This window comes from Psychromonas sp. SR45-3 (assembly GCF_014163575.1).
Taxonomy (GTDB): Bacteria; Pseudomonadota; Gammaproteobacteria; order Enterobacterales; family Psychromonadaceae; genus Psychromonas; species Psychromonas arctica.
Genome location: NZ_JACJDP010000005.1, coordinates 66463 through 86925 on the forward strand (window position 1 = coordinate 66463; position 20463 = coordinate 86925).

Annotated in this window: 14 protein-coding genes; 7 read left to right on the top strand and 7 right to left on the bottom strand. The window is 36.1% G+C overall.

Going from position 1 to position 20463, the window contains the following annotated elements; genetic code table 11:
* Positions 1-90: 90 nt before the first annotated feature.
* The 3 genes from H5084_RS04645 to H5084_RS04655 form a co-directional block, all read right to left on the bottom strand.
* Complete coding sequence (locus tag H5084_RS04645) at positions 91-663, bottom strand: TRAP transporter small permease (protein ID WP_182689675.1); 573 nt, start codon at positions 661-663, stop codon at positions 91-93.
* On the bottom strand, positions 663-1952 hold the full coding sequence (locus H5084_RS04650) for a TRAP transporter large permease (RefSeq protein WP_028868445.1): 1290 nt from the start codon (positions 1950-1952) through the stop codon (positions 663-665). Before H5084_RS04650 ends, H5084_RS04645 begins: the two co-directional genes overlap by 1 nt.
* Before the next feature lie 262 nt (positions 1953-2214).
* On the bottom strand, positions 2215-3198 hold the full coding sequence (locus H5084_RS04655) for a TRAP transporter substrate-binding protein (protein WP_182689676.1): 984 nt from the start codon (positions 3196-3198) through the stop codon (positions 2215-2217).
* Between the two features lie 657 nt (positions 3199-3855).
* Here H5084_RS04655 and H5084_RS04660 point away from each other — a divergent pair.
* From H5084_RS04660 to H5084_RS04670, 3 genes are all read left to right on the top strand, one after another.
* A complete protein-coding gene (locus H5084_RS04660) occupies positions 3856-4563 on the top strand; it encodes an AraC family transcriptional regulator (RefSeq protein ID WP_182689677.1) in 708 nt (235 codons plus the stop codon).
* A gap of 140 nt (positions 4564-4703) precedes the next feature.
* The gene (locus tag H5084_RS04665; RefSeq protein WP_182689678.1) at positions 4704-5651 is read left to right on the top strand and encodes a DMT family transporter; all 948 of its coding nucleotides are present in this window, start codon (positions 4704-4706) and stop codon (positions 5649-5651) included.
* Positions 5652-6168: 517 nt separating this feature from the next.
* A complete protein-coding gene (locus H5084_RS04670) occupies positions 6169-6981 on the top strand; it encodes a mechanosensitive ion channel family protein (RefSeq protein WP_051369097.1) in 813 nt (270 codons plus the stop codon).
* 396 nt (positions 6982-7377) lie between these two features.
* On the opposite strand, the gene H5084_RS04675 is transcribed toward H5084_RS04670, so the two are convergent.
* Positions 7378-9543 (bottom strand): EAL domain-containing protein, encoded by a 2166-nt coding sequence (locus tag H5084_RS04675; RefSeq protein WP_182689679.1) that lies wholly within the window; start codon positions 9541-9543, stop codon positions 7378-7380.
* 520 nt (positions 9544-10063) lie between these two features.
* Positions 10064-11008, bottom strand: coding sequence for a LysR family transcriptional regulator (locus H5084_RS04680; RefSeq protein ID WP_182689680.1), 945 nt, complete (start codon positions 11006-11008; stop codon positions 10064-10066).
* Positions 11009-11223: 215 nt separating this feature from the next.
* On the opposite strand from H5084_RS04680, the gene H5084_RS04685 reads away from it, so the two are divergent.
* The 4 genes from H5084_RS04685 (at position 11224) to H5084_RS04700 (ending at position 17852) form a co-directional block, all read left to right on the top strand.
* Positions 11224-12867 carry a SulP family inorganic anion transporter gene (locus H5084_RS04685; RefSeq protein WP_028868450.1) on the top strand — a complete coding sequence of 548 codons (1644 nt, stop codon included), beginning with the start codon at positions 11224-11226 and terminating at the stop codon, positions 12865-12867.
* A gap of 268 nt (positions 12868-13135) precedes the next feature.
* The gene (locus H5084_RS04690) at positions 13136-13744 is read left to right on the top strand and encodes a PolC-type DNA polymerase III (RefSeq protein WP_028868451.1); all 609 of its coding nucleotides are present in this window, start codon (positions 13136-13138) and stop codon (positions 13742-13744) included.
* Positions 13745-13867: 123 nt separating this feature from the next.
* Complete coding sequence (locus tag H5084_RS04695; RefSeq protein ID WP_220485894.1) at positions 13868-15211, top strand: DEAD/DEAH box helicase; 1344 nt, start codon at positions 13868-13870, stop codon at positions 15209-15211.
* Positions 15212-15983: 772 nt separating this feature from the next.
* Positions 15984-17852, top strand: coding sequence for a methyl-accepting chemotaxis protein (locus tag H5084_RS04700; protein WP_259396680.1), 1869 nt, complete (start codon positions 15984-15986; stop codon positions 17850-17852).
* 239 nt (positions 17853-18091) lie between these two features.
* Here H5084_RS04700 and H5084_RS04705 read toward each other — a convergent pair whose 3' ends face one another.
* The gene (locus tag H5084_RS04705; protein WP_182689682.1) at positions 18092-18550 is read right to left on the bottom strand and encodes a hypothetical protein; all 459 of its coding nucleotides are present in this window, start codon (positions 18548-18550) and stop codon (positions 18092-18094) included.
* A 274-nt stretch (positions 18551-18824) separates the two neighbouring features.
* Positions 18825-20210, bottom strand: coding sequence for a lyase family protein (locus H5084_RS04710; RefSeq protein ID WP_028868455.1), 1386 nt, complete (start codon positions 20208-20210; stop codon positions 18825-18827).
* Positions 20211-20463: the final 253 nt, after the last annotated feature.

The window sequence follows — 20463 nt, forward strand, 5'->3', positions numbered from 1 at the left end:
GTGCTATAGAGACTATTTTATTGTTTATAAGCTACTATTTTTAAGACAGAAAATTGCTGCAATTGTCACTTCGGTTGCAGATACAAACCGTTATGAATCTTCAACCGTTCCTCTTATCCATCTTTTTGTTGCAATAATAACGTCGGCAATTGAATAAGTGAGCATAATTGCAGAAGAAATTGGTATACACGAATAAAGTATCCACTGTTTTATCTGAAATGCAGTGGTTACCTGATTTGTTTTTAACGTTAATTTCAGAGAATACCAAAATAAAATTGCCATAAAAATAGCAGAAATTAACAGGATCAATAAGGTATAAAAGTGTTTCAAGCGAACATTTTGGATTCTAGGGCTTATCCAATCACCCACGGAAAAGTGTAGTTTTGCACACCAAAGAGCAGCAGCACCATAAAATACAAGTGCAGCAAAACTCAATTCGATCACTTCATCAAACCAATAGAAAGAGTTAATTGTAACAATACTTTGAATTACATTGGCTACTCCTTCCATACCATGCTCAATTGAAAACTGAACAAAATCGTTAATCAAACGTAACCCTATGTTAGCGATCAACAAAAGAGCCAGTACCGTAAACATAGTCATCGCAATATAGCGAAGAATACGTTGAACCCACATATCAAGCGTTTTTAGTAAATGAATCATTACATTTCTCCCATGATAAGATTAGGTAAAAATAGCGAAATACTTGGTACAAACGCAATTAATAACGTAATTAAAAATATCATTAATAAATATGGCCAAACCCTTTTAGCTAAAGCTGGCATCCCTACTTTTGCGAAGCTATCCACGGCAAATAAACACATTCCCACCGGCGGCGTTAAATTTCCAATCATGATCAATAAAACCATTACAACACCAAAATTAACTAGGTCTATATCAAACATTGTTGCTATTGGCATAAACAATGGAAGCGTGATCAAGAAGATGGCATTTCCTTCCAAAAATAGCCCCATGGTTAATACAACACCGATAACAATCCACATGACAATTGACTGTGTTGCACCGTAACCAACTAGTGTCTCAATAACACTATCTGGAATTTTTTGATGGATAATTAACCATCCAAAAAAGTTTGCCGATGAAATAATAAATAACAAGCTTACCGATTGAGTAATTGATTTATAAACGATCCCAGGTATTGCTTTTAATTTTAAATCTTTGTAATAAAAACCAAGTAAAGCGGCATAAACACAGACAACAACCGAAGCTTCTGTCGGTGTAAAAAAACCACTCATAATCCCACCAACGATGATGACTGGGGCCATCAAGGGCCAAAAGGCACCATTGAATGAAGCAAGGCGTTCTTTAAAAGGAGCCTTATGTTCGGCGCGAGGGTAATTTCTGCGTTTAGCTAAAATACCCAAGGCAATCATCATGCCGATAGCCATCAACAGACCAGGAATAAAGCCAGCTAAGAATAAACGCGCTACAGATACGCTGGTAATAGATCCATATAAAACAAAAGGAATACTAGGAGGTATAACAGGCCCTATAACGGACGAAGCTGCAACAAGAGTTGCTGAGTCAGCAGGGTCATAACCTTGGTCAACCATAGCTTTGTGCTCTATCTGCCCAAGCCCAGCCGCATCTGCAACTGCAGAACCAGACATACCTGAAAAGATAACACTCGCAACGATGTTAACTTGGCCAATTCCCCCTGCTATATGTCCTACCATGGATTGAGCAAAACGGAATATACGGTCGGTAATCCCGCCCGTATTCATTAAATTTCCCGCTAAAATGAAAAATGGAATAGCCAGTAGTGTAAAACCAGTTGTTCCGTAATACATTCGATGTGGGAGCATCGCGAGTAAACGAGCATCACCAAGTCCTACAAAAAATGCTACAGATGTTAGGCCAATTGCAACAACAACTGGCACATTAATTAAGAGGAGGAAAATAAGAACGCCGAATATCGCTAAGGTCAACATACCAGTTATTACCTGTCAGTAAAACAATGGAATATAAAGTTCATGTTTTTAGGTCAAAATGTAGTTAGCTTGCTGTACTCAACACTTTGCTATTAAAATCGTGTAATACATTTATGAATTGCTAACAATCTTCAAAAACGACTCATTTTAGCTAGTCAAAATTCTATCCAACCTTTGACACATCATTTATTCAATTGTTGTAAAAATAAAATTTCGCCTTAAAAAGGCGAAATCAAAGAGCATGGAACATCTAAATCTTGATCTATTTAACTGATTTGGTCATTTCAATCCATTTATCAAAATTAGCTACACCCACTTTCTTTTTAATTTGTTCATAGGCAGGTCCCATCATTGCTTGGAAAGGAGCAAGATCAGGCTCATCAATTACAATGCCTTTTGCACGCATATCCTCAATTTGTTTCAACTCTTCTGCGCGCATTAATTTACGCATTAACAAACGAGCGGAATCTGATTCTTCTCGAACAATGACTTGCTGCTCAGTAGTTAAACGGTCCCAAGCGTCTTGAGAAACAACGTGAACCATTGAACTGTACAAGTAATTAATAATTGAAATAAATTTTTGTGATTCATACAATTTCAAATTGTAAATAACACCAATTGGATTTTCTTGCCCATCAACAACCCCTTGACGCATTGCCATTACAAGTTCACTAAACGAAATAGTTTGTACATTTGCACCAATTGCTTGCATTGCAGCTTGATAGGTCATTGCAGGTGGAGTGCGAATTTTTAGTCCTTTAACATCCGCAGGTGTCAAAATAGGACGAACAGAGTTAGTCAACTGACGGAACCCCCAATCCCAACTGGATAAGTAAACAAGCCCTACTTTTTCAAGTTCTGGTGCTGCCCACTCCTTAAATGGTCCATCTAAAACACGGTCTGCATGAGCAGAGTTACTAAGAGAAAAAGGAATACTGACGGTGTCGAACAAAGGCACATGTTTAGCTAATTGATCTTGCCCAGAGAGGCTCATATCAACAACTCCCATAACCACCTGTTCAAGTACTTCTGGTGGGCTGCCTAGGGCATTATTAGGATAAAGCTCAACGCTTACTTCACCTTTTGTTCGCGCTTCAACTTGCTTAGCAAATTGCATAGCGGCAATGTGTGAAGGATGATTTTCAGAACCGAAGTGGCCAAGTTTAAACTCTACAGCTGAATACGCTGAAGATGCCCAAACAAGACACAAAGCTGATACTAACTTCTTCTTAAAACTAGAACGCATAGTTAACTCCTAATATATTATAAAAATCCATTTCAATTATCAGGTGTTCAATTGTACGGCTTAAAATAATTGACCAAGTCATAACACTTTCATATGAGGCAAAATTAAGATTTATCACTTTAAGCGAATGACTATTAGATACAGAACTCACTTAGCTAATCTTTCATATAAAAAGGTATGCCACTAGGTTATCAATTAATTTGCTATCTGCTGATTGAACATGATTAATTGCTTTGGCTTAAGTTTTCTTAATTTGAATGCTTAATAAATGCCAAGCATTTATCTGAACATTATTTATTGCAACTAGATAAAAACACTTCAAATATACTTCCATGTATAAATAATCTGTCGAACATCTAAACTTAAAAGGTAATATATTATTGAAGTCAACAAAAACGACTTTATCAAATTAACCGTGGCCCATAGTTCAATATTGTGTTCACAAGGTTTACTGATAAAGACACTTTTTGTATTACAATAACATAACAAAAATATTACCTATCATGCATTGTTTGATCTCTCATTTTGGACTTAAATGATTCAACATAGGTATCAAAAATTGACGTTACAATATAAAAACAATGCCAATATATAGAGCCTGTTTAATTGATTTAATTAATCAACTGGCTCAATTAATAAACAACACATTGGTTACCTATGAAAAATAGCTTAAGCATTCGCGCCTATACAAAACAACCAGAAAGTCACTTTCATCCTTATCATCAATTAGTGCTACCAATACAAGGTACGATTAATATAGAACTTGACGGTTATAACGGAAAAGTCTCTGTAGGTGAATGTGCAGTTATTAAAGCAGGTAAACAACATCATTTTAGTGCGAATGAAGCAGCTCGTTTTATTGTTGCAGATTTACAGACGTTACCCAGTAGTTTGCTGAAATCTGAACAAGTTGTTTTTACAACTACACCACCTTTACGAAATTACTTACATTTTGTAGAGAGCCAATTGGAATATCAGGTTGATCAATCAATCGAAGAGGGTATATTTCAGCTTTTTTATATCCTCCTATGCAAGCACCCCCTCACTCAGCAAGTACAACAGCGAATACGAGTAGTGCAAGCTTTCATTAATGATAATATTGCAGATAATTTATCCATTTCGACACTTGCACAAATAGCTTATCTGAGCCCGACGCAATTTAAGAAGTTGTTTAAAGATAACTTAGGTATCAGCGCTCATAAATATATTACTGAGAAAAGAATGCAAAAAGCGAAGGCACTGCTCACACATACTGATTTACCTATCCAAATAATTGCAGAACAAGTGGGCTATAATGACCTATCAGCGTTTAGCCGTCGATTTTCACTCTATTTTGGACTATCTCCGCGTCGATTTTTACGCTAACAATTTTCCTGGCTCATTAACGGACCAACTATTGAAAGTACGCCCTTTTAACCAAGTAATGCGTCTTTTATGCAAAGTAAATATTTTTGTTGTATTTATAATGGCCTTTCTATCTATGCCATCAACGATCGAGTTATAAAATGCCAGTAAATACAATTTCAAAATTACGACTTTCAAGCAATGATCGAATCAGAGGCCAAACAGCTATTTTATTCGCAGCGACATTATGGGGGACAACAGGTACCGTCGCTAGTTTTTCGCAATTGAGTGCTTTAGCTATAGGCGCTTTTGCTATGGGTATAGGTGGAGTATTACTTGCGACCATGGCGAGAAAGAAGTTGATTAGTGATGCGGGGAAATTAGTTCACCTAAAAAAAGAGTTAATAATTGGTGCACTCGCTGTCGCGACGTACCCGCTTGCATTTTATAGTTCGATGCAATTTGCGGGTGTGGCTATCGGCACCGTTGTATCTATTGGTTCCGCTCCTTTTGCAACGGCTCTACTTGAACGTCTTTTTAGCAAAAAATCGACTCTAGATAATCGTTGGCTTTTAAGTGTCGTCATTGGTTTAATAGGCATCATTTTACTAACCTATTCTGAGAATATGGGCTCTCTACAAGATGACGCTAATTCAATTAAAATGATAGGCATTATACTCGGGATTCTCGCTGGGGTTACCTATGCTGTATATTCTTGGGTAGCCAGATCCATGATTGAAAAAGGGGTTCAATCTGAATCTGCAATGGGCAGTTTATTTGCGCTTAGTGCCTTAATATTACTTCCTTCTTTGTTATTTACCGGCGAGCATTTATTTTCAAACATGACGAATATTATAGTGGTTTGCTATATGGCCGTTATACCTATGTTTATAGGGTATCTAGCCTTTGGATTTGGTTTGCGTTACGTTCATGCTAGCAAGGCAACGCTGTTAACATTGTTTGAACCCGTTGTGGCGGCAGTGTTGGCTGTTCTCATTGTGGGAGAATCTATTTCTTTAATTGGATGGTTTGGCATAGTACTCATTATTACCTGTCTTTTTCTACAATCACAGAATAAAACTAAGACGGTTAAAACAATCAATGGTTAACGGATAACTTACACTAAAAAATTTTTACAGGGTATTGAGCAAGGCTTGTTGTTTAAATTAACAATTAAGGTATGAACACGAGACATTTAAAAAATGACTAAGTAACATACCTTATTATGTGAATCTAGGCTTAATTAAAAACCAGTCTACAAAAGCAGTTAAAGCGTTTTTATTACAGTCTCAAATTAAGCAATAAAAATAAACCGAGCCTCATTTTATTGTCAAATAAAAAAGTAAAAAGAGACTGTAATAACAACTGTAATCTTGTATATAGCGCCTTTAGCAATATAGCTTTCCTAAGTGCCTTTAATTCCTATTAAAGTGCAATTTCCCTCATTTCTTAATTAAATATAAACTTTCGGTATTAATCCGCTACAAATTTAATGTAAAATATCGATGCTTGTTTAATGGTCAAATATTAATCAAAGGACTGGTACGGGTATAATTATTGCAAATTTAAACTTTGTATAGTTAAACCGAGTAATAAATACAATTTTAAAACTAAAGGAATAAAATTATGACGGCAGAAGAAGTAATGACTATGGCGCAAACAATGGCGCTTGAATACGGTCCCAAATTAATCGGTGCAATTGTTGTATGGATTATTGGTAGCTGGTTGATCAAAGTTTTGATCAACGCTTTCAGTAAAATCCTAGATAAAAGCAATATGGATGTATCTCTAAAACCTTTCCTATGCAGTATAGTGGGTACATTACTTAAGGTTATGTTAGTTATATCTGTATTAGGTATGCTAAGTATTGAAATGACATCTTTTGTTGCTATTTTAGCGGCTGCTGGCTTAGCTGTTGGTATGGCACTTTCAGGTACATTACAAAATTTTGCTGGTGGTGTGATGTTATTAATCTTCAAACCATTTAAAGTTGGCCAAGTTATTAATGCACAAGGCCATATTGGTACAGTTAATGAAATCCAAATTTTTAATACTATTTTAAAAACACCTGATAACAAAACAATCATTCTACCTAACGCTGCATTATCTTCTGGTTCAATGGTTAACTTTTCAACTGAAGCAAAACGCCGCGTAGATTGGACTGTTGGTGTTGCTTATGGAGATGACCTTGATGTTGCTCGCGCTGCAATTAAAGCTCTTTGCGATGCAGATACTCGTATCTTACAAGATACTCCTGTCGTTATTGCTGTTGCAGAGTTAGCAGACAGCTCAGTAAACTTTACGGTTCGCGCATGGGTTAACGCTGCTGATTATTGGGGAGTATTCTTTGATATGAATGAAAACATATACAAAACATTCCCTAAACAAGGATTAAATATTCCTTTCCCACAAATGGATGTTCACCTACACAAAGATTAATCTTAGTGGTGTGTTTATTTGTCAAAGCCAGGTTTTTTAAGCCTGGCTTTTTTATATGCAATGATTTTTTAGGATAAAGGTGGTAACAACCTCGTTTTTACTCATTCATAATTGCTGGTTCGCTTTAAAGAAGGTCAATGTATTTAAGCAGCGATGAAATGACTATTAAATAATCATGAAATGAACAACACATCTCTACTACCTATTCGCCCCTACAATTATCACCATTAGTGACACCACTTAATAGCAATGCGATTATATTACTTAAAGTGGATCATGTTTGCGTAAAGACTTTGCAAAATTAATAGCCAACTGGCAACTAACTGAAAAAATCTGCACTCTAAATTGATTCAATATATAGCCAAATATTTGATTACGTACTTAATAACACGAGTATTACTTAATCTTCCAGGCAGTGTCAGGTTTCCATTGATTTACCCACTTAGGAATTTCGCTGGCGGGCATCGGCTTGGCTATGCCATAACCTTGTGCAAGTTCACAACCCAATTTCAGTAATGCAGTACCATGTGCGATGGATTCAACGCCTTCGGCAATCACTTCTCGTTTAAAAGATTTTGCTAAAGCAATCACCCCTTCTACAATCGCTAAGTCATCGGGATCATCAAGCATATCTCGAATAAAACTTTGATCTATCTTGATCAATTTGACCGGTAATCGTCTCAAATAAGTTAAAGAAGAGTAGCCTGTGCCAAAGTCATCTAAAGCAAAATTAACACCTAGCTTAATACACGCATTCATTATTTTAGAAACATGTATTACATCATCCATTGCACTCGTTTCTAACACTTCAAGTTCTAAATAACTAGGATCGACATCGGAGTGTCGCGCTAATAACTCAGCTAATCTTTTGGTAAACACAGATTGCTGTAATTGCACTGCAGCAATATTAACACTGGTACTAATCGGTAAATTCAGCCCCCTTTTTTGCCATTCACTAATTTGTGATAGTGCATTGTCAATAACCCACTCGCCCATTTCTATGCTCATGGGGTTGTTTTCAATTATAGGTAAAAACTCCATGGGATTGAGTAAGCCACGAGTAGGATGTTGCCAACGGATAAGAGCTTCTACGCCAGTTACCTTGCCACTACGCATGTTAACCTTAGGTTGATAATGCAATACAAATTGTTGCTTATCTAAGGCAACCCTGATCGCTTCTAAGCTTTCCCTTTGTACTTTTACTGCATCGTCTTGTGTTGTATCAAATAAGTGATAGCAATTTTTTCCCGCCCCTTTTGCTACATACATCGCTTGATCCGCATGGCGCATTAATTGATCGGCATCTACATTATCCTGTGGGTATATAGTTACACCAATACTTGCCGATACTTTAAAAATTACATCATTAATAGTAACTGCTTCAGATGAAGCTAGAAGTAATCTGTCTAGAATAACTTTACAATCTTCTGTTTGTGCCAAATCAGCTAATACTGCAACAAATTCATCACCGCCGATACGTGCTAAACTGTCTCCCTCACGTAACGCTTGCTTCATTCTAAGCGACAATGCGATCAACAACTGATCACCAACATCATGTCCGTAAGCGTCATTAACTGCTTTGAAACCATCTAAATCAATAAAGGTGACGGCCAATGATTGCTTATGACGATGACATTGCAACATAGCTTGCGTTAATCGATCTGCCAATAATGAACGATTGGGTAAATTGGTCAACATATCGTAATGTGCAATATGCTCTAGCTGGTCTTGTTGGTTTTTTATTGGCGTAATATCATTACCCAAAGAAACGTAATGTGTAGTGACGCCGTTATCGTCATAAATTGCACTAATAGTTTTCATTAGTATATAGGTTTCCCCATTTTTACGTCGTTGCCACACTTCACCATGCCAAGCGCCTTCATTGTGCAATATACCCCACATTTCTTTATCGGATTCCGACGAATGTGTTTCTGACTGTAGAAAACTTAAATGTTGGCCAAACACTTCTTTTCGGCTAAACCCTGTTATCCGTGTAAAAGCGTTATTAACTTCTATGATTTTGGCATTGTGATCGGTTATGCATATCTCCTCTCCTGAATGAGAAAAAACACTGGCCGCGAGTTTGAGATGCTCTTCGATTTGTTTGCGTTCACTGATGTCGTGGATCACTCCCACTAAAAAATAATTACCTTTAGAATCTACAAATCGACTTTTTCGAGTAAGGATTGTTTTAGTTAGGCAGCCCCCAGTAGTTAATGTTTCTTCACTTAATATCTCTTGACCATTTTCCAGTACTTGCTTGTCCATCGATAAAAAATGTTCTCGCTCATTGCAAGGAACTCTTTCTGCTAATGTTTTCCCTATAATTTGTTCCCTGGGTAAATTAAACATGTTACAAAAAGCATCATTAACTAATAATAATCGGCATGATTCATCTTTAACAAAAATAGGATCGCCCATATTATTAAAGACAGCATCAAGATACCCCGCAATATCTTGTAAGCTATCTTCAAGGCGTTTTTTTGAATCATCATTATCTGAGGCGTTGTGGTTAGATCTATCTGAATCAGAACTGTCGCCACTATTACTTATTCGTGTCATATTAAAACATTCCTTGTTAGATATTACTTAATCATTCAAGCAAGCGATAAATATGTGTATTGAATAATACTCGATTAAAAACACCGTAATTTCATCTTAACTGTATCTTTAAGATTATTCTTTTGTAGAGTTAATCGACTTTAAAATCAATTTTTTAATAAACCAATATCAGTAATTTGATATTAGTAACTTAGTAACTTAGTAAAAAAGGTTACTCAGAAGTGCACTAATTAATAGGTGGATGATGTGTATTGTTATACCAATCATGACACATAGCCTATATCAGAGACTTTTTAGTTAGATAGGAGCTAATCTATCAGATCCAAGTATAGATCAGGAAATAGGATATTCCTTTTATGATTGTCATTGCTTTTAGTTTGAATATGCACATAAAGCAATACATATGTAAAACTTTACAATTTGAGCCCTTTTTCTCTGTTTAGATGAAATAACAACCTCTAACTATTACTTTATATCATAATCACAACTTTAACTCTGGATAAGCAAGGCGCTATAGTGCTTAGTTAACTGCATTTTTATCAAGTTCATTTTGTAATAATTCTCGCCCATTTGTTTTAATATGCTTTAAAAAAGCAGACGCAATTAAAGTCGGTCGTTTTGCTGACAACCAGAGAAAAAACCAATGAGAGTCTATTGGTAGCTCTTTAACAGGTAAACGAACTAAACCACTTTGTCCGCCGTAAGTTAAGGTATGAGCAGATATAATAGTGATCCCTAATTTAGACATAACAGCATGTTTAATTGCCTCATTACTTTCAATCGTCATTTTCACTTTGGGCTGTAAGTTATGCTTTTTAAACAAAGCTTCAATAGCATAGCGAGTACCAGAGCCTTTCTCTCGCATTAAAAATGGTTGCTCGCACAGGTCTGCTAAATTAATCGATTTTTGTTTTCCTAATGGGTGATCTTCATGTGCAATAGCAACTAAAGGGTTATCTAAAAACTCTAAGCTTTGTGCTTCAATATCCTGTGGTGGATGGCTAAATACATAGAAATCATCTACCCCTTGCTTCATCCTCTCAATCGTTTTTTCACGATTACCAATATTTAGTTGAATCTCAACGTCAGGAAATTCTTCGCAAAACGGCCCCAATAAATGAGGAATAAAATATTTAGAGGTTGTGACTACGGCTAATCGTAACGTACTAGGTTTAAATTTTCGTAAGCTACCTAAAGCCACATCAAGCCGAGCAAAACTATCTAATACTTCCACAGATGTCTTTACTAACTCTAAACCTATATCCGTAAAAACTAACTTACGATTTACAAATTGATATAAAGGACCTCTAATGGCGTCACTGAGTTTCTTCATTTGAATAGAGACCGTTGGCTGCGTTAAAAATAGCGATTTAGCAGCCTCATTAATACTACCTTGATCGTGTACTGCAAGCAGAATTTCTAATTGCCTCATGGTGCCAACATGAGCATGAATACGTGAACGCATTGCAAGTTCCTATTAATAAAAGATGAAGTAAAGCGAGTTGAGTGTCAGAGAAAAAATTGCATAGACAATAATCTATATTAACATTAGATAATATCAATTTTAGTCTATTTATGAAATTTGACATAATTAACATTAACTCGGGCTAACATAAATAATTAAAAGATTAAGACTGACTTATTAGTCTACTTTGATCATTGACTACAAGGATATAAATTTTGTTGATTAATCGGTTTCAAGACCTTAATTTAAAAGGCGATATTTTTGGTGGTGTCACTACTGCAATTATCTCACTACCATTAGCATTAGCTTTTGGGGTCGCATCAGGAGCCGGCGCAGAAGCTGGATTGTGGGGCGCTATCATGGTCGGTTTTTTTGCCGCCCTATTTGGAGGTTCAAATACACTAATATCGGAACCAACGGGACCAATGACCGTTATCATGACCGCTATTTTGACCAGTATGATGGCTAAATATCCAGAAACTGGATTAGCAATGTCTTTTACTGTGGTGATCATGGCGGGTATTTTTCAAATATTACTGGGCACATTAAAGCTAGGAAAATATGTGACATTAATGCCTTATAGTGTGATCTCTGGTTTTATGTCTGGTATCGGTGTTATTTTAATTATTTTACAATTATCTCCTCTATTAGGTCACTCAGCACCACCTGGTGGAGTACTAGGTACAATAACTGCACTCCCGACTATATTCGCTAATATTAGTTATAACGAACTGCTTCTAGGTGTACTGACCTTAGCGGTTTTATTTTTCTTCCCCAAACAATATCGCAAGTTTGTGCCAGCTCAACTAGTTGCCCTAATTGCAGTTACGCTTTTATCTGTATTTCTGTTCGATACCGACAGCATTCGCCGCATTGGAGAGATACCTGCGGGATTACCTTCATTAATCATTCCTAACTTCAACAGCGAAATGTTAACGGCCATGGTTATTGACGCTTTAGTGCTAGGTACACTGGGCTGTATTGATACATTATTAACTGCAGTCATAGGAGATTCATTAACCCGTAAAGAACATGATTCAGATAAAGAACTGCGAGGTCAAGGTATCGCTAATGTCATTTCCGGTTTATTTGGTGCATTACCTGGCGCAGGTGCAACCATGGGCACAGTAACCAATATACAAGTTGGCGCACAATCCCCCCTTTCAGGAATTGTAAGAGCATTGGTTTTAGCACTTGTCGTGTTAGTTGCAGGGGGATTAACAGAACCCATTCCAATGGCTGTTTTAGCAGGTATTGCCGTTTATGTAGGATTCAATATTTTAGACTGGAGCTTTATTCAACGAGCGCACAAAGTAAGCCTTCAGAGTATGGCGATAATGTACGGGGTTATGTTTTTGACTGTCTTTGTCGACTTAATTGTGGCAGTTGGTTTAGGTGTATTTATTTCAAATATCATCATCATAGAACAGCTAAGCCGAGCGCAAGCGCGTCAAGTAAAAGCAATCAGCGACGCAGATAACGACTTACCGTTGACCGATAATGAACGTGCTATTTTAGAAAGAGCAAATGGTAAAGTTTTGTTTTTCTATTTATCAGGACCGATGATTTTTAGTGTTTCAAAAGCAATATCACGTCAACACACGAGTATCAGCGACTATCAAGTTATGATTCTAGATTTAAGTGATGTACCAATGATTGATGTAACGGTAGGTTTAGCTTTAGAAAATGCGATTAAAGATGCCTTAGATGCGTATTGTGAAGTGCTATTACTATGCCCTCATCTTGATACGCGTAAACGTCTACAAAAATTAAATGTATTGTCATTAATAGATAGTGATAATCACTGTACTTCAAGAGAACAGGCATTAAAGTTGGCATTGAGCCACGTGTCACGTTAAATCAAGACTTAAATTTCAATTTAAAGATTTATGACCAAGAAACATTCCCAATATTCTTGGTCATAGCTCGATTCTTCATCTGTTATGACCGCACAAAAACTATAAACCCATTATTGAATACTCAAACTATCGGCTGCTAATTGTTATGGATTTATACTAAGTATGTGCTTTATGTTAACTTAATCTTCTTTATAATTTGGGAAAGCGCCATATATCAATAAGTCGATCCCAAATTTCTATTTATACAGTAAAAGGAAGGTTTTTAGATATGCGAGCAGATACTGTGGTTATCTTTGACTTCGAAACAACAGGGTTATCGCCAAATGAAGGCGATAGGGCCATTGAGATTGGTGCGGTTCGCCTCGTGAATGGTGAAGTTAAAGATCAATTCCAAGCATTAATGAACCCAGGTTTTTCTGTTAATTCATTTATTGAACAATACACTGGCATCACTAACAAGATGTTGTCTCAAGCAGCACCATGTCGCCAAGTGATGGCAGAGTTTTCTGATTATATCGAAGATGATAATTTGATTGCACATAACGCTTCTTTTGATAAACGTTTTTTATCGTCAGAATTGACGCGAGTTAACCGAAAACATTTAGGTGAAGTAGGTTGCTCCCTCTTATTATCTCGTCGTATTTTTCAAGAAGCACCGAGCCATAAACTTGGCGAATTAACCCGCTTTGCTAATATAGCGAATACTGGCGACTTTCATCGCGCGCTATACGATGCTCAAATGACTAGCCACCTTTGGTTAGCGATGCTTAATAACATAGGTGAAAGATACAATTTATTTGATTTAACTTTTCAACAAATACAGTTACTTTGTAAAACCCCAAAAAAATCAGTACACCGACTCCTCGCTAGCTGGTGATCTATTGACTAAGCGTTTAAAGCAATTTGCAAAGGGATTATTTTTATTCTATTTAATTCACTACTAACGTACTAAATACGTTAAAATAGAAGGTTATTATTTAGCAACGAGTCTTTTATATTAATGAGCAATGATACAACCCCAATCACATCAATCAATACTGCAACCAACTTTCTTCAACTTGGTCTTATTTCACCTTTGTTAGGACGCTTAACAGAGTTGCATTATCAGCACCCTACACCTATCCAAGCGCAAGTAATTCCAAGCATATTAGATGGACAGGATTTAATTGCAGGAGCCAATACCGGATCTGGTAAAACGGCGGCATTTGCATTGCCATTATTACAAAAGATTAATGAGTTACAACATCAACAACAATTGCCTGCTTATAAAAAAATGTCTAAAAGTACTAACCAAGTACGAAGTAACGATGTTACTGGGCTCATTTTAGTGCCAACACGTGAACTTGCAAAACAGGTTGCAGATAGTATTAAATCTTATGCCGTGCATTTTAACGGGGCAATTAAAACGGTTGCTGTTTTTGGTGGCGTCTCTGCCAATACACAAATGCTTGCATTAAGAGGTGGTACAGACATTCTTGTTGCTACACCAGGTAGACTACTGGATTTGATTTCAAGCAATGCGGTTAAACTTGATAATGTACAATGTTTAATTCTTGATGAAGCAGACCGCATGTTAAGTTTAGGCTTTACTGAAGAACTAAAAAAATTATTAGATCTACTTCCAAAAACCAAACAAACCTTACTGTTTTCTGCAACCTTCCCGGAGCAAGTCACCTCGTTGACTAAAACGTTATTGAACAATCCGGTAGAAATACAGTTACAAAGCGCCGATGCCAGTACACTGGTGCAACGTGTATTCACTGTTGATAAGGGGCAAAAAACAGCATTATTAGCCCATTTAATTAAACAACATCAATGGCAGCAATCTTTGATTTTTGTTAATGCTAAGAATGCATGTAATCACTTGGCGGACAAACTTGCTAAGCGAGGTATCAAGGCAGAGGTATTTCATGGAGACAAAGGACAAGGTGCACGGACACGTGTACTAGAAGCTTTTAAAGCTGGTGAAATTCAAGTGTTAATTGCAACTGATATCGCAGCACGTGGTTTAGACATTGAAAAATTGCCAGTAGTGATTAATTTTGATTTACCAAGAAGTCCATCTGATTATATGCATCGTATTGGTCGAAGTGGTCGAGCAGGAGAAGTTGGATTAGCGTTATCGATTATTGACCATGACGATTACCATCATTTTAATGTCATCGATAAAAAGAACAAACTGCACTTGGATAGAGAGCAAGTTGCAGGCTTTGAAACAACTGAATACATCGACAATGTATTTTCTAGCGCTGAAAAACCTAAGGCTAAACCCGCAGGTACAGGCAAGAAAAAACGTAAAAAAGCACCGAAAATCAATGCAGACATATGGTTAGGTAACGTTTAATTAATTGTAATTTATATTAATTACAACAGGATCATATTTATTATCCTTTACAAGCTACTAATATTTATGATCGCTTCCATTCAGTCATCGACCTAATAAGCTGTATTGTGTCGATGACTAAATTCCAAGCGAAAAGCTTTCTGTCATTCTAAATTTGTAATGGGGCTCAGTTTACTCAAAAATTATTTCTATCTTTGATACAATAAGTTAGATGTAATACCCACCAGGCAAAGTTGCTACTTACCATTAAATGGCAGAATTAAGTGGCACCACTAAAATTCACTTTTTAGTGGCACCACTAAGTAATGACACTCAGGCCAAGCACAAATGTAACATTCAGTGATCAATTAACCTTTTTAAAATGGGTAACATTGATCCATTATTTAATGCGTTCTTCTTTACTTTATTAATCTTTATTTACTTCATCTTTAATACTCAATTTTGTGAGATTTAGAGATAAAGACACACTATAAATTGACAATTTATCTTACTTTCAGATGTACTTAACCGAGCTGATAATCAGTTAAGTTAATGTAAATAATACAGGATAAAATACCTATAATTTTCTTAATAAAAATTTTAATAAAAATATCTTCAATTAATGGTTAACTATTTACTAAGTGCTACACTTCTACCTCTATTGAGTAACTTACAGTGGAATTCATAGTAATTTTAATGCTATTAATATTGCTTTAACTACTCTTGTAAACTTCCAATTTCTATATAAATTAAGGTTTTTATGCGCTCACTTTCTATCAAAAATAGATTAATATTGACGATTTTACTTGCCGTCATTGTATCGACCAGTGTGATTGCATTTGTTGCTCAAATGAAATCACGAGACCAATTGCTTAATCGTTTGGAAAACTCTGAACTTCCTAACTTAGTACAACGAGTTGAGGAAGCCGTTAATGGTGAAATATCCCAAATGAAAGCGTTAACCAAAGCAATTGCCAGTAATGCTTTTATTGCCTCTTGGGTAGATAACGGTGAAGATGCAGCAGGCGAAAAAATGTTGGTTAAGTATTTAGGAGACGTAGCCAAAGCTAATGGGTTAAGTAATGCATCGTACATCGACCTCAATACAGCCAAATATTGGAATCAAGAAGGTTTTTTACGTCAATTACAAAATAACGATCATGACAGTTGGTTTTTCAAATTTAAACAGAGTGGCATAGAAGAGTCTGCAAGTAGTTATACTAACTCTGACGGTTCTATCGATATCTTTGTTAACTATCAGCAGGTTAATGGCCGTGGATCTTCAGGTGTTTCTAAATCCTTTGATGAAATCGCTAAATTCTTAACAAACTTCAAGATTGAACAAAGTGGTTTTGTCTACTTAGCGGATCAAGATGGCTTAGTTAAAGTTCATAGAAACAGAGACTATGCTGAGAAAAAAAATATCCAGGATATATATGCAAATATTGACAAGGATAAACTATTTAACAAGCAAAATTTTGCTTTCCAAGAAGTAGGTGATTTTGTTATTTCGACCAGTTATATAAATAGTTTAGGTTGGTATGTAATAGCTGAAGTACCTAAATCTGAACTGTATGCAGGCTTGGATGAGTCTCGGAACTATATGCTAATGATGTTTGTTATCGTGACCATATTATTTGTGTTAATAAGTATTGTTATAGGCAACCGTTTAGTACTGCCAATTAAAGAAATGGCTGTTACCTTTCGTGAATTAGGTGAAGGAGAAGGAGATCTCACCTATAAAATCAACGAAAATGGCGCTTTCGAAATATCTGAATTGGCAAAAGGCTTTAATGCATTCGTAGCTAATATCCGCACTGTTGTTCAAGATGTTAAATCAACATCAACAGACATAAAGAATGCTTCTGAGAATGTTTATCAAGATGCCAATGCTTCTAAAGTATCACTAGATAAACAACGTGATGAAGCACATCAGGTCTCCGTTGCTATTAACGAAATGGGCAGCACTATTGCTGAGATAGCTAATAATGCTGGTGTAGCTGCACAAACAACCAATGAAGCAACCAACATGACAGCCCAAGCACAAATAGTTGTTAACGAATCAACAGCTACCATAAGCCATATGGCTGACGATATGGAAAGTGTGACCTCTAGTATTGAAAATTTAGCTAAACGCAGTGATTCGATCAGCGGTATTCTTGATGTGATACGCGGTCTATCAGATCAAACTAATCTTCTAGCACTGAATGCCGCAATTGAAGCCGCACGAGCCGGTGAACACGGTCAAGGTTTTTCTGTAGTAGCGGATGAAGTTAGAAACCTTGCGAAGAAAACTAACGAATCAACCGATGAAATTCATAAAATGATATCTGAATTACAAGATGGTTCAAAAATGGCAGTAGATTCAGTACATAAAAGTAGAGAACAAGCAATTCTTGGGCTGAAAGCGACACATAAAACCAATGAAGTATTAAGCGAAATTGTTATAAATGTTCAACATATTTCAGATCTTAATATGCAAATTGCTACCGCGACAGAAGAACAATCAGCAGTGATTAATGAAATTAATATTCATGTTGTTAATATCAGTGACAGTACAGAACAAAGTGCGCAAGCCTCTCAAAATATTGAATCATCAACGGATTCATTAAAATGTATGGCGTCAAGTTTAGATGATTTAGTAAAACGTTTTAAATCATAAAAGTCCTAGATCAAACAAATAGAGGTCAATAGTACTTAACTCGCAGTTCATTGCTGGTGGCATTTACTGACAATTTACTGCGTGTTTTATATTATCAGTAGATAACAAAAAGCCTTCAAAACTTAATGAGGTCACTTCAGACCTATTAAATTTTTGAAGGCTTTTTGACCCTGTAAATAATTATGTCGTTGAATAATTTCTAGCTTTAGTTTTCCAAACTTTAATAACTCATTAAATATTTACTTCTGTTTATCAGTTAAATACAAGAAAAGGGCCAGTGATGATAAAAGTAATGCTGTGCTGGTAATAATCGCTACGGGATAATACAAGTTACCCGCTAAATCTAGTTGGCTATATTTAATAACCATGATCAACCCCTCTAAAGATAACGCCACACATACAGTACCAATGAATCTTGGTAAGGTACCACGTAAAGTATCAATTGCATTTTTATTATCATCTTCACCAAGCTCTGAGTACTCTTTATTAATAATAAGTGCAAGCTCAAACACTGCCAAAGCAATGATACCAGTGTTAATACTTTTGAGTAGGATCTCAGTTAAGTCAGATTGTGCTATCAAACCTTGTGCTGCGTTTATAAATAGTGAAATAACAAGAATAATAGCTAACCCAAAAAAGATGATGGTTAACGCTCTTGAGAAAAAGTTTCTCATAAAAGATGTAATTGAACTGTTCATTCGTTCCTCTATAAACTGTAAATAGTTGCTACATGTACCCGTTTAACCCAAGATGCAAAAATCAGCAAGCGATGAGGTGAACAGACTCTTGGCATAAAAATGACGTATAAAGGACATTACTTAATACGTTGATGCGGTCATAAACCAAATGGAGGTTAGCATATTTACGTTGAGTTATTACAAATTTAATATCTCACAAAATGTTAATCTCATAAATACAATTCGAATATGACCTAGTTTTTTTGCCAGTTAACAATTAATTTTTTACCATTGTTTAATGAGGAATACCACCCTCGGTTAGCTTGATAGGGTTAAGTAAAATCTCCAATTTATATCTAGTAAGATCGGTATGTTGTTCTGCTACATCAATAATTGGCCGCCCTTCTTGATAGGCTATTTTTGCAATCATCGCAGCTTTCTCGTAGCCAATTAGCGAGTTTAAAGCCGTCACTAATATTGGATTCCGAGCCAATGTATCGTTTATTTTTTGTGAGTTAACCGTAAAGGTTTTAATCGCTTTGTTTGCTAATAACACACTGATATTCGCTAAAAGCTCAATACTGGATAATAAATTATGGGCAATAAGGGGTAACATGACATTTAATTCAAAATTTCCTGATTGCCCTGCAATGGTTATAGCGGCATCATGGCCTATGACTTGCGCACCAACCATACATGCAGACTCAGGGATCACAGGGTTAACTTTACCGGGCATAATAGAAGAACCAGGCTGTAATGCTTCGAGATTAATTTCACCCAATCCTGCTAAAGGTCCCGAATTCATCCAGCGCAAATCATTGGCAATTTTAATAATAGATACCGCAGTTGTTTTAAGTTGTCCTGATAATGCAACGGCAGTATCCTGAGTACCGATTGCAGCAAAAAAGTCATTGCTAGGTTTGAATGTAATTCCAGTTATGTCTGACAGAACGGTATTAAACACCTTAGCAAAAGCAGGGTCTGCATTGATACCCGTTCCTACCGCAGTACCACCTTGAGCTAAACGTTGAATACTCGGTTGTAACAGCTTTAAATGTTTAATGTTTTGCTCTATTTGCGTTGCCCAACTATTTAAGCTTTGGCTAAAACGTACCGGCATTGCATCCATCAAATGTGTACGTCCATTTTTAGTATAAGCATCAAGTTCTTCGGCTTTTATATGAATAGTATTAGATAATGATTTTAATGCAGGAATAAGGTTATTATGTAGTGCAATTGATGCACTAACATGAATCGCTGTTGGTATCACATCATTACTACTTTGGCCAAAATTAACATGGTCATTAGCATGTATTTTTTCACTACAAATTTTACTAGCTACATTTGCAATGACTTCATTAGCATTCATATTAGTACTAGTACCAGAGCCTGTTTGATAAATATCAACGGGAAAATGGTCCATTAGATTTGAATCTGCTAATAACTTATCAATAGCGAGGTTAATCGCATGCCCTTTCTCTTTAGATAAATGTGCTAACGTCATATTTGCAGTGGCAGCAGCAGACTTAACTAATAACAAAGCTCTAATAAATGATTCCGGCAATTTAAGACCACTTACCGGGAAGTTATTAATTGCTCGTTGTGTTTGTGCTCCATATAAAGCATTGATATCAACTTCAAGCTCTCCCATACTGTCACGTTCTGTGCGCGTTTTGTTCATGCTCTTACCCCCTATCAGTTGTCTGTGTTATTACATATAAGCAATTAAAACTAGTTAAACACTATCATAATGCTGTTAGTTAGTGAGTAACAACAAAAATCCGTTCGCTATAAAAATGAGGCTGAATAAACATTAAAGCGCAGAACTATCGTTAATTTTTTAAGTTTTGGGATGGTTAGTGGGATGTAGAACAATTAAACATCGATATGTTTAAATGTTTCATCCCCACAAACTGCTAATTTTTGTAGGGAGT

Excerpts from the sequence above, each read along its gene's own strand:
- H5084_RS04670 (WP_051369097.1), top strand. The coding sequence starts at position 6,169 with ATGACGGCAGAAGAAGTAATGACTATGGCGCAAACAATGGCGCTTGAA.
- H5084_RS04645 (WP_182689675.1), bottom strand. The coding sequence starts at position 663 with ATGATTCATTTACTAAAAACGCTTGATATGTGGGTTCAACGTATTCTT.
- H5084_RS04705 (WP_182689682.1), bottom strand. The coding sequence starts at position 18,550 with ATGAACAGTTCAATTACATCTTTTATGAGAAACTTTTTCTCAAGAGCG.
- H5084_RS04675 (WP_182689679.1), bottom strand. The coding sequence starts at position 9,543 with ATGACACGAATAAGTAATAGTGGCGACAGTTCTGATTCAGATAGATCT.
- H5084_RS04690 (WP_028868451.1), top strand. The coding sequence starts at position 13,136 with ATGCGAGCAGATACTGTGGTTATCTTTGACTTCGAAACAACAGGGTTA.
- H5084_RS04695 (WP_220485894.1), top strand. The coding sequence starts at position 13,868 with ATGAGCAATGATACAACCCCAATCACATCAATCAATACTGCAACCAAC.
- H5084_RS04710 (WP_028868455.1), bottom strand. The coding sequence starts at position 20,210 with ATGAACAAAACGCGCACAGAACGTGACAGTATGGGAGAGCTTGAAGTT.
- H5084_RS04680 (WP_182689680.1), bottom strand. The coding sequence starts at position 11,008 with ATGCGTTCACGTATTCATGCTCATGTTGGCACCATGAGGCAATTAGAA.
- H5084_RS04665 (WP_182689678.1), top strand. The coding sequence starts at position 4,704 with ATGCCAGTAAATACAATTTCAAAATTACGACTTTCAAGCAATGATCGA.
- H5084_RS04660 (WP_182689677.1), top strand. The coding sequence starts at position 3,856 with ATGAAAAATAGCTTAAGCATTCGCGCCTATACAAAACAACCAGAAAGT.
- H5084_RS04655 (WP_182689676.1), bottom strand. The coding sequence starts at position 3,198 with ATGCGTTCTAGTTTTAAGAAGAAGTTAGTATCAGCTTTGTGTCTTGTT.
- H5084_RS04650 (WP_028868445.1), bottom strand. The coding sequence starts at position 1,952 with ATGTTGACCTTAGCGATATTCGGCGTTCTTATTTTCCTCCTCTTAATT.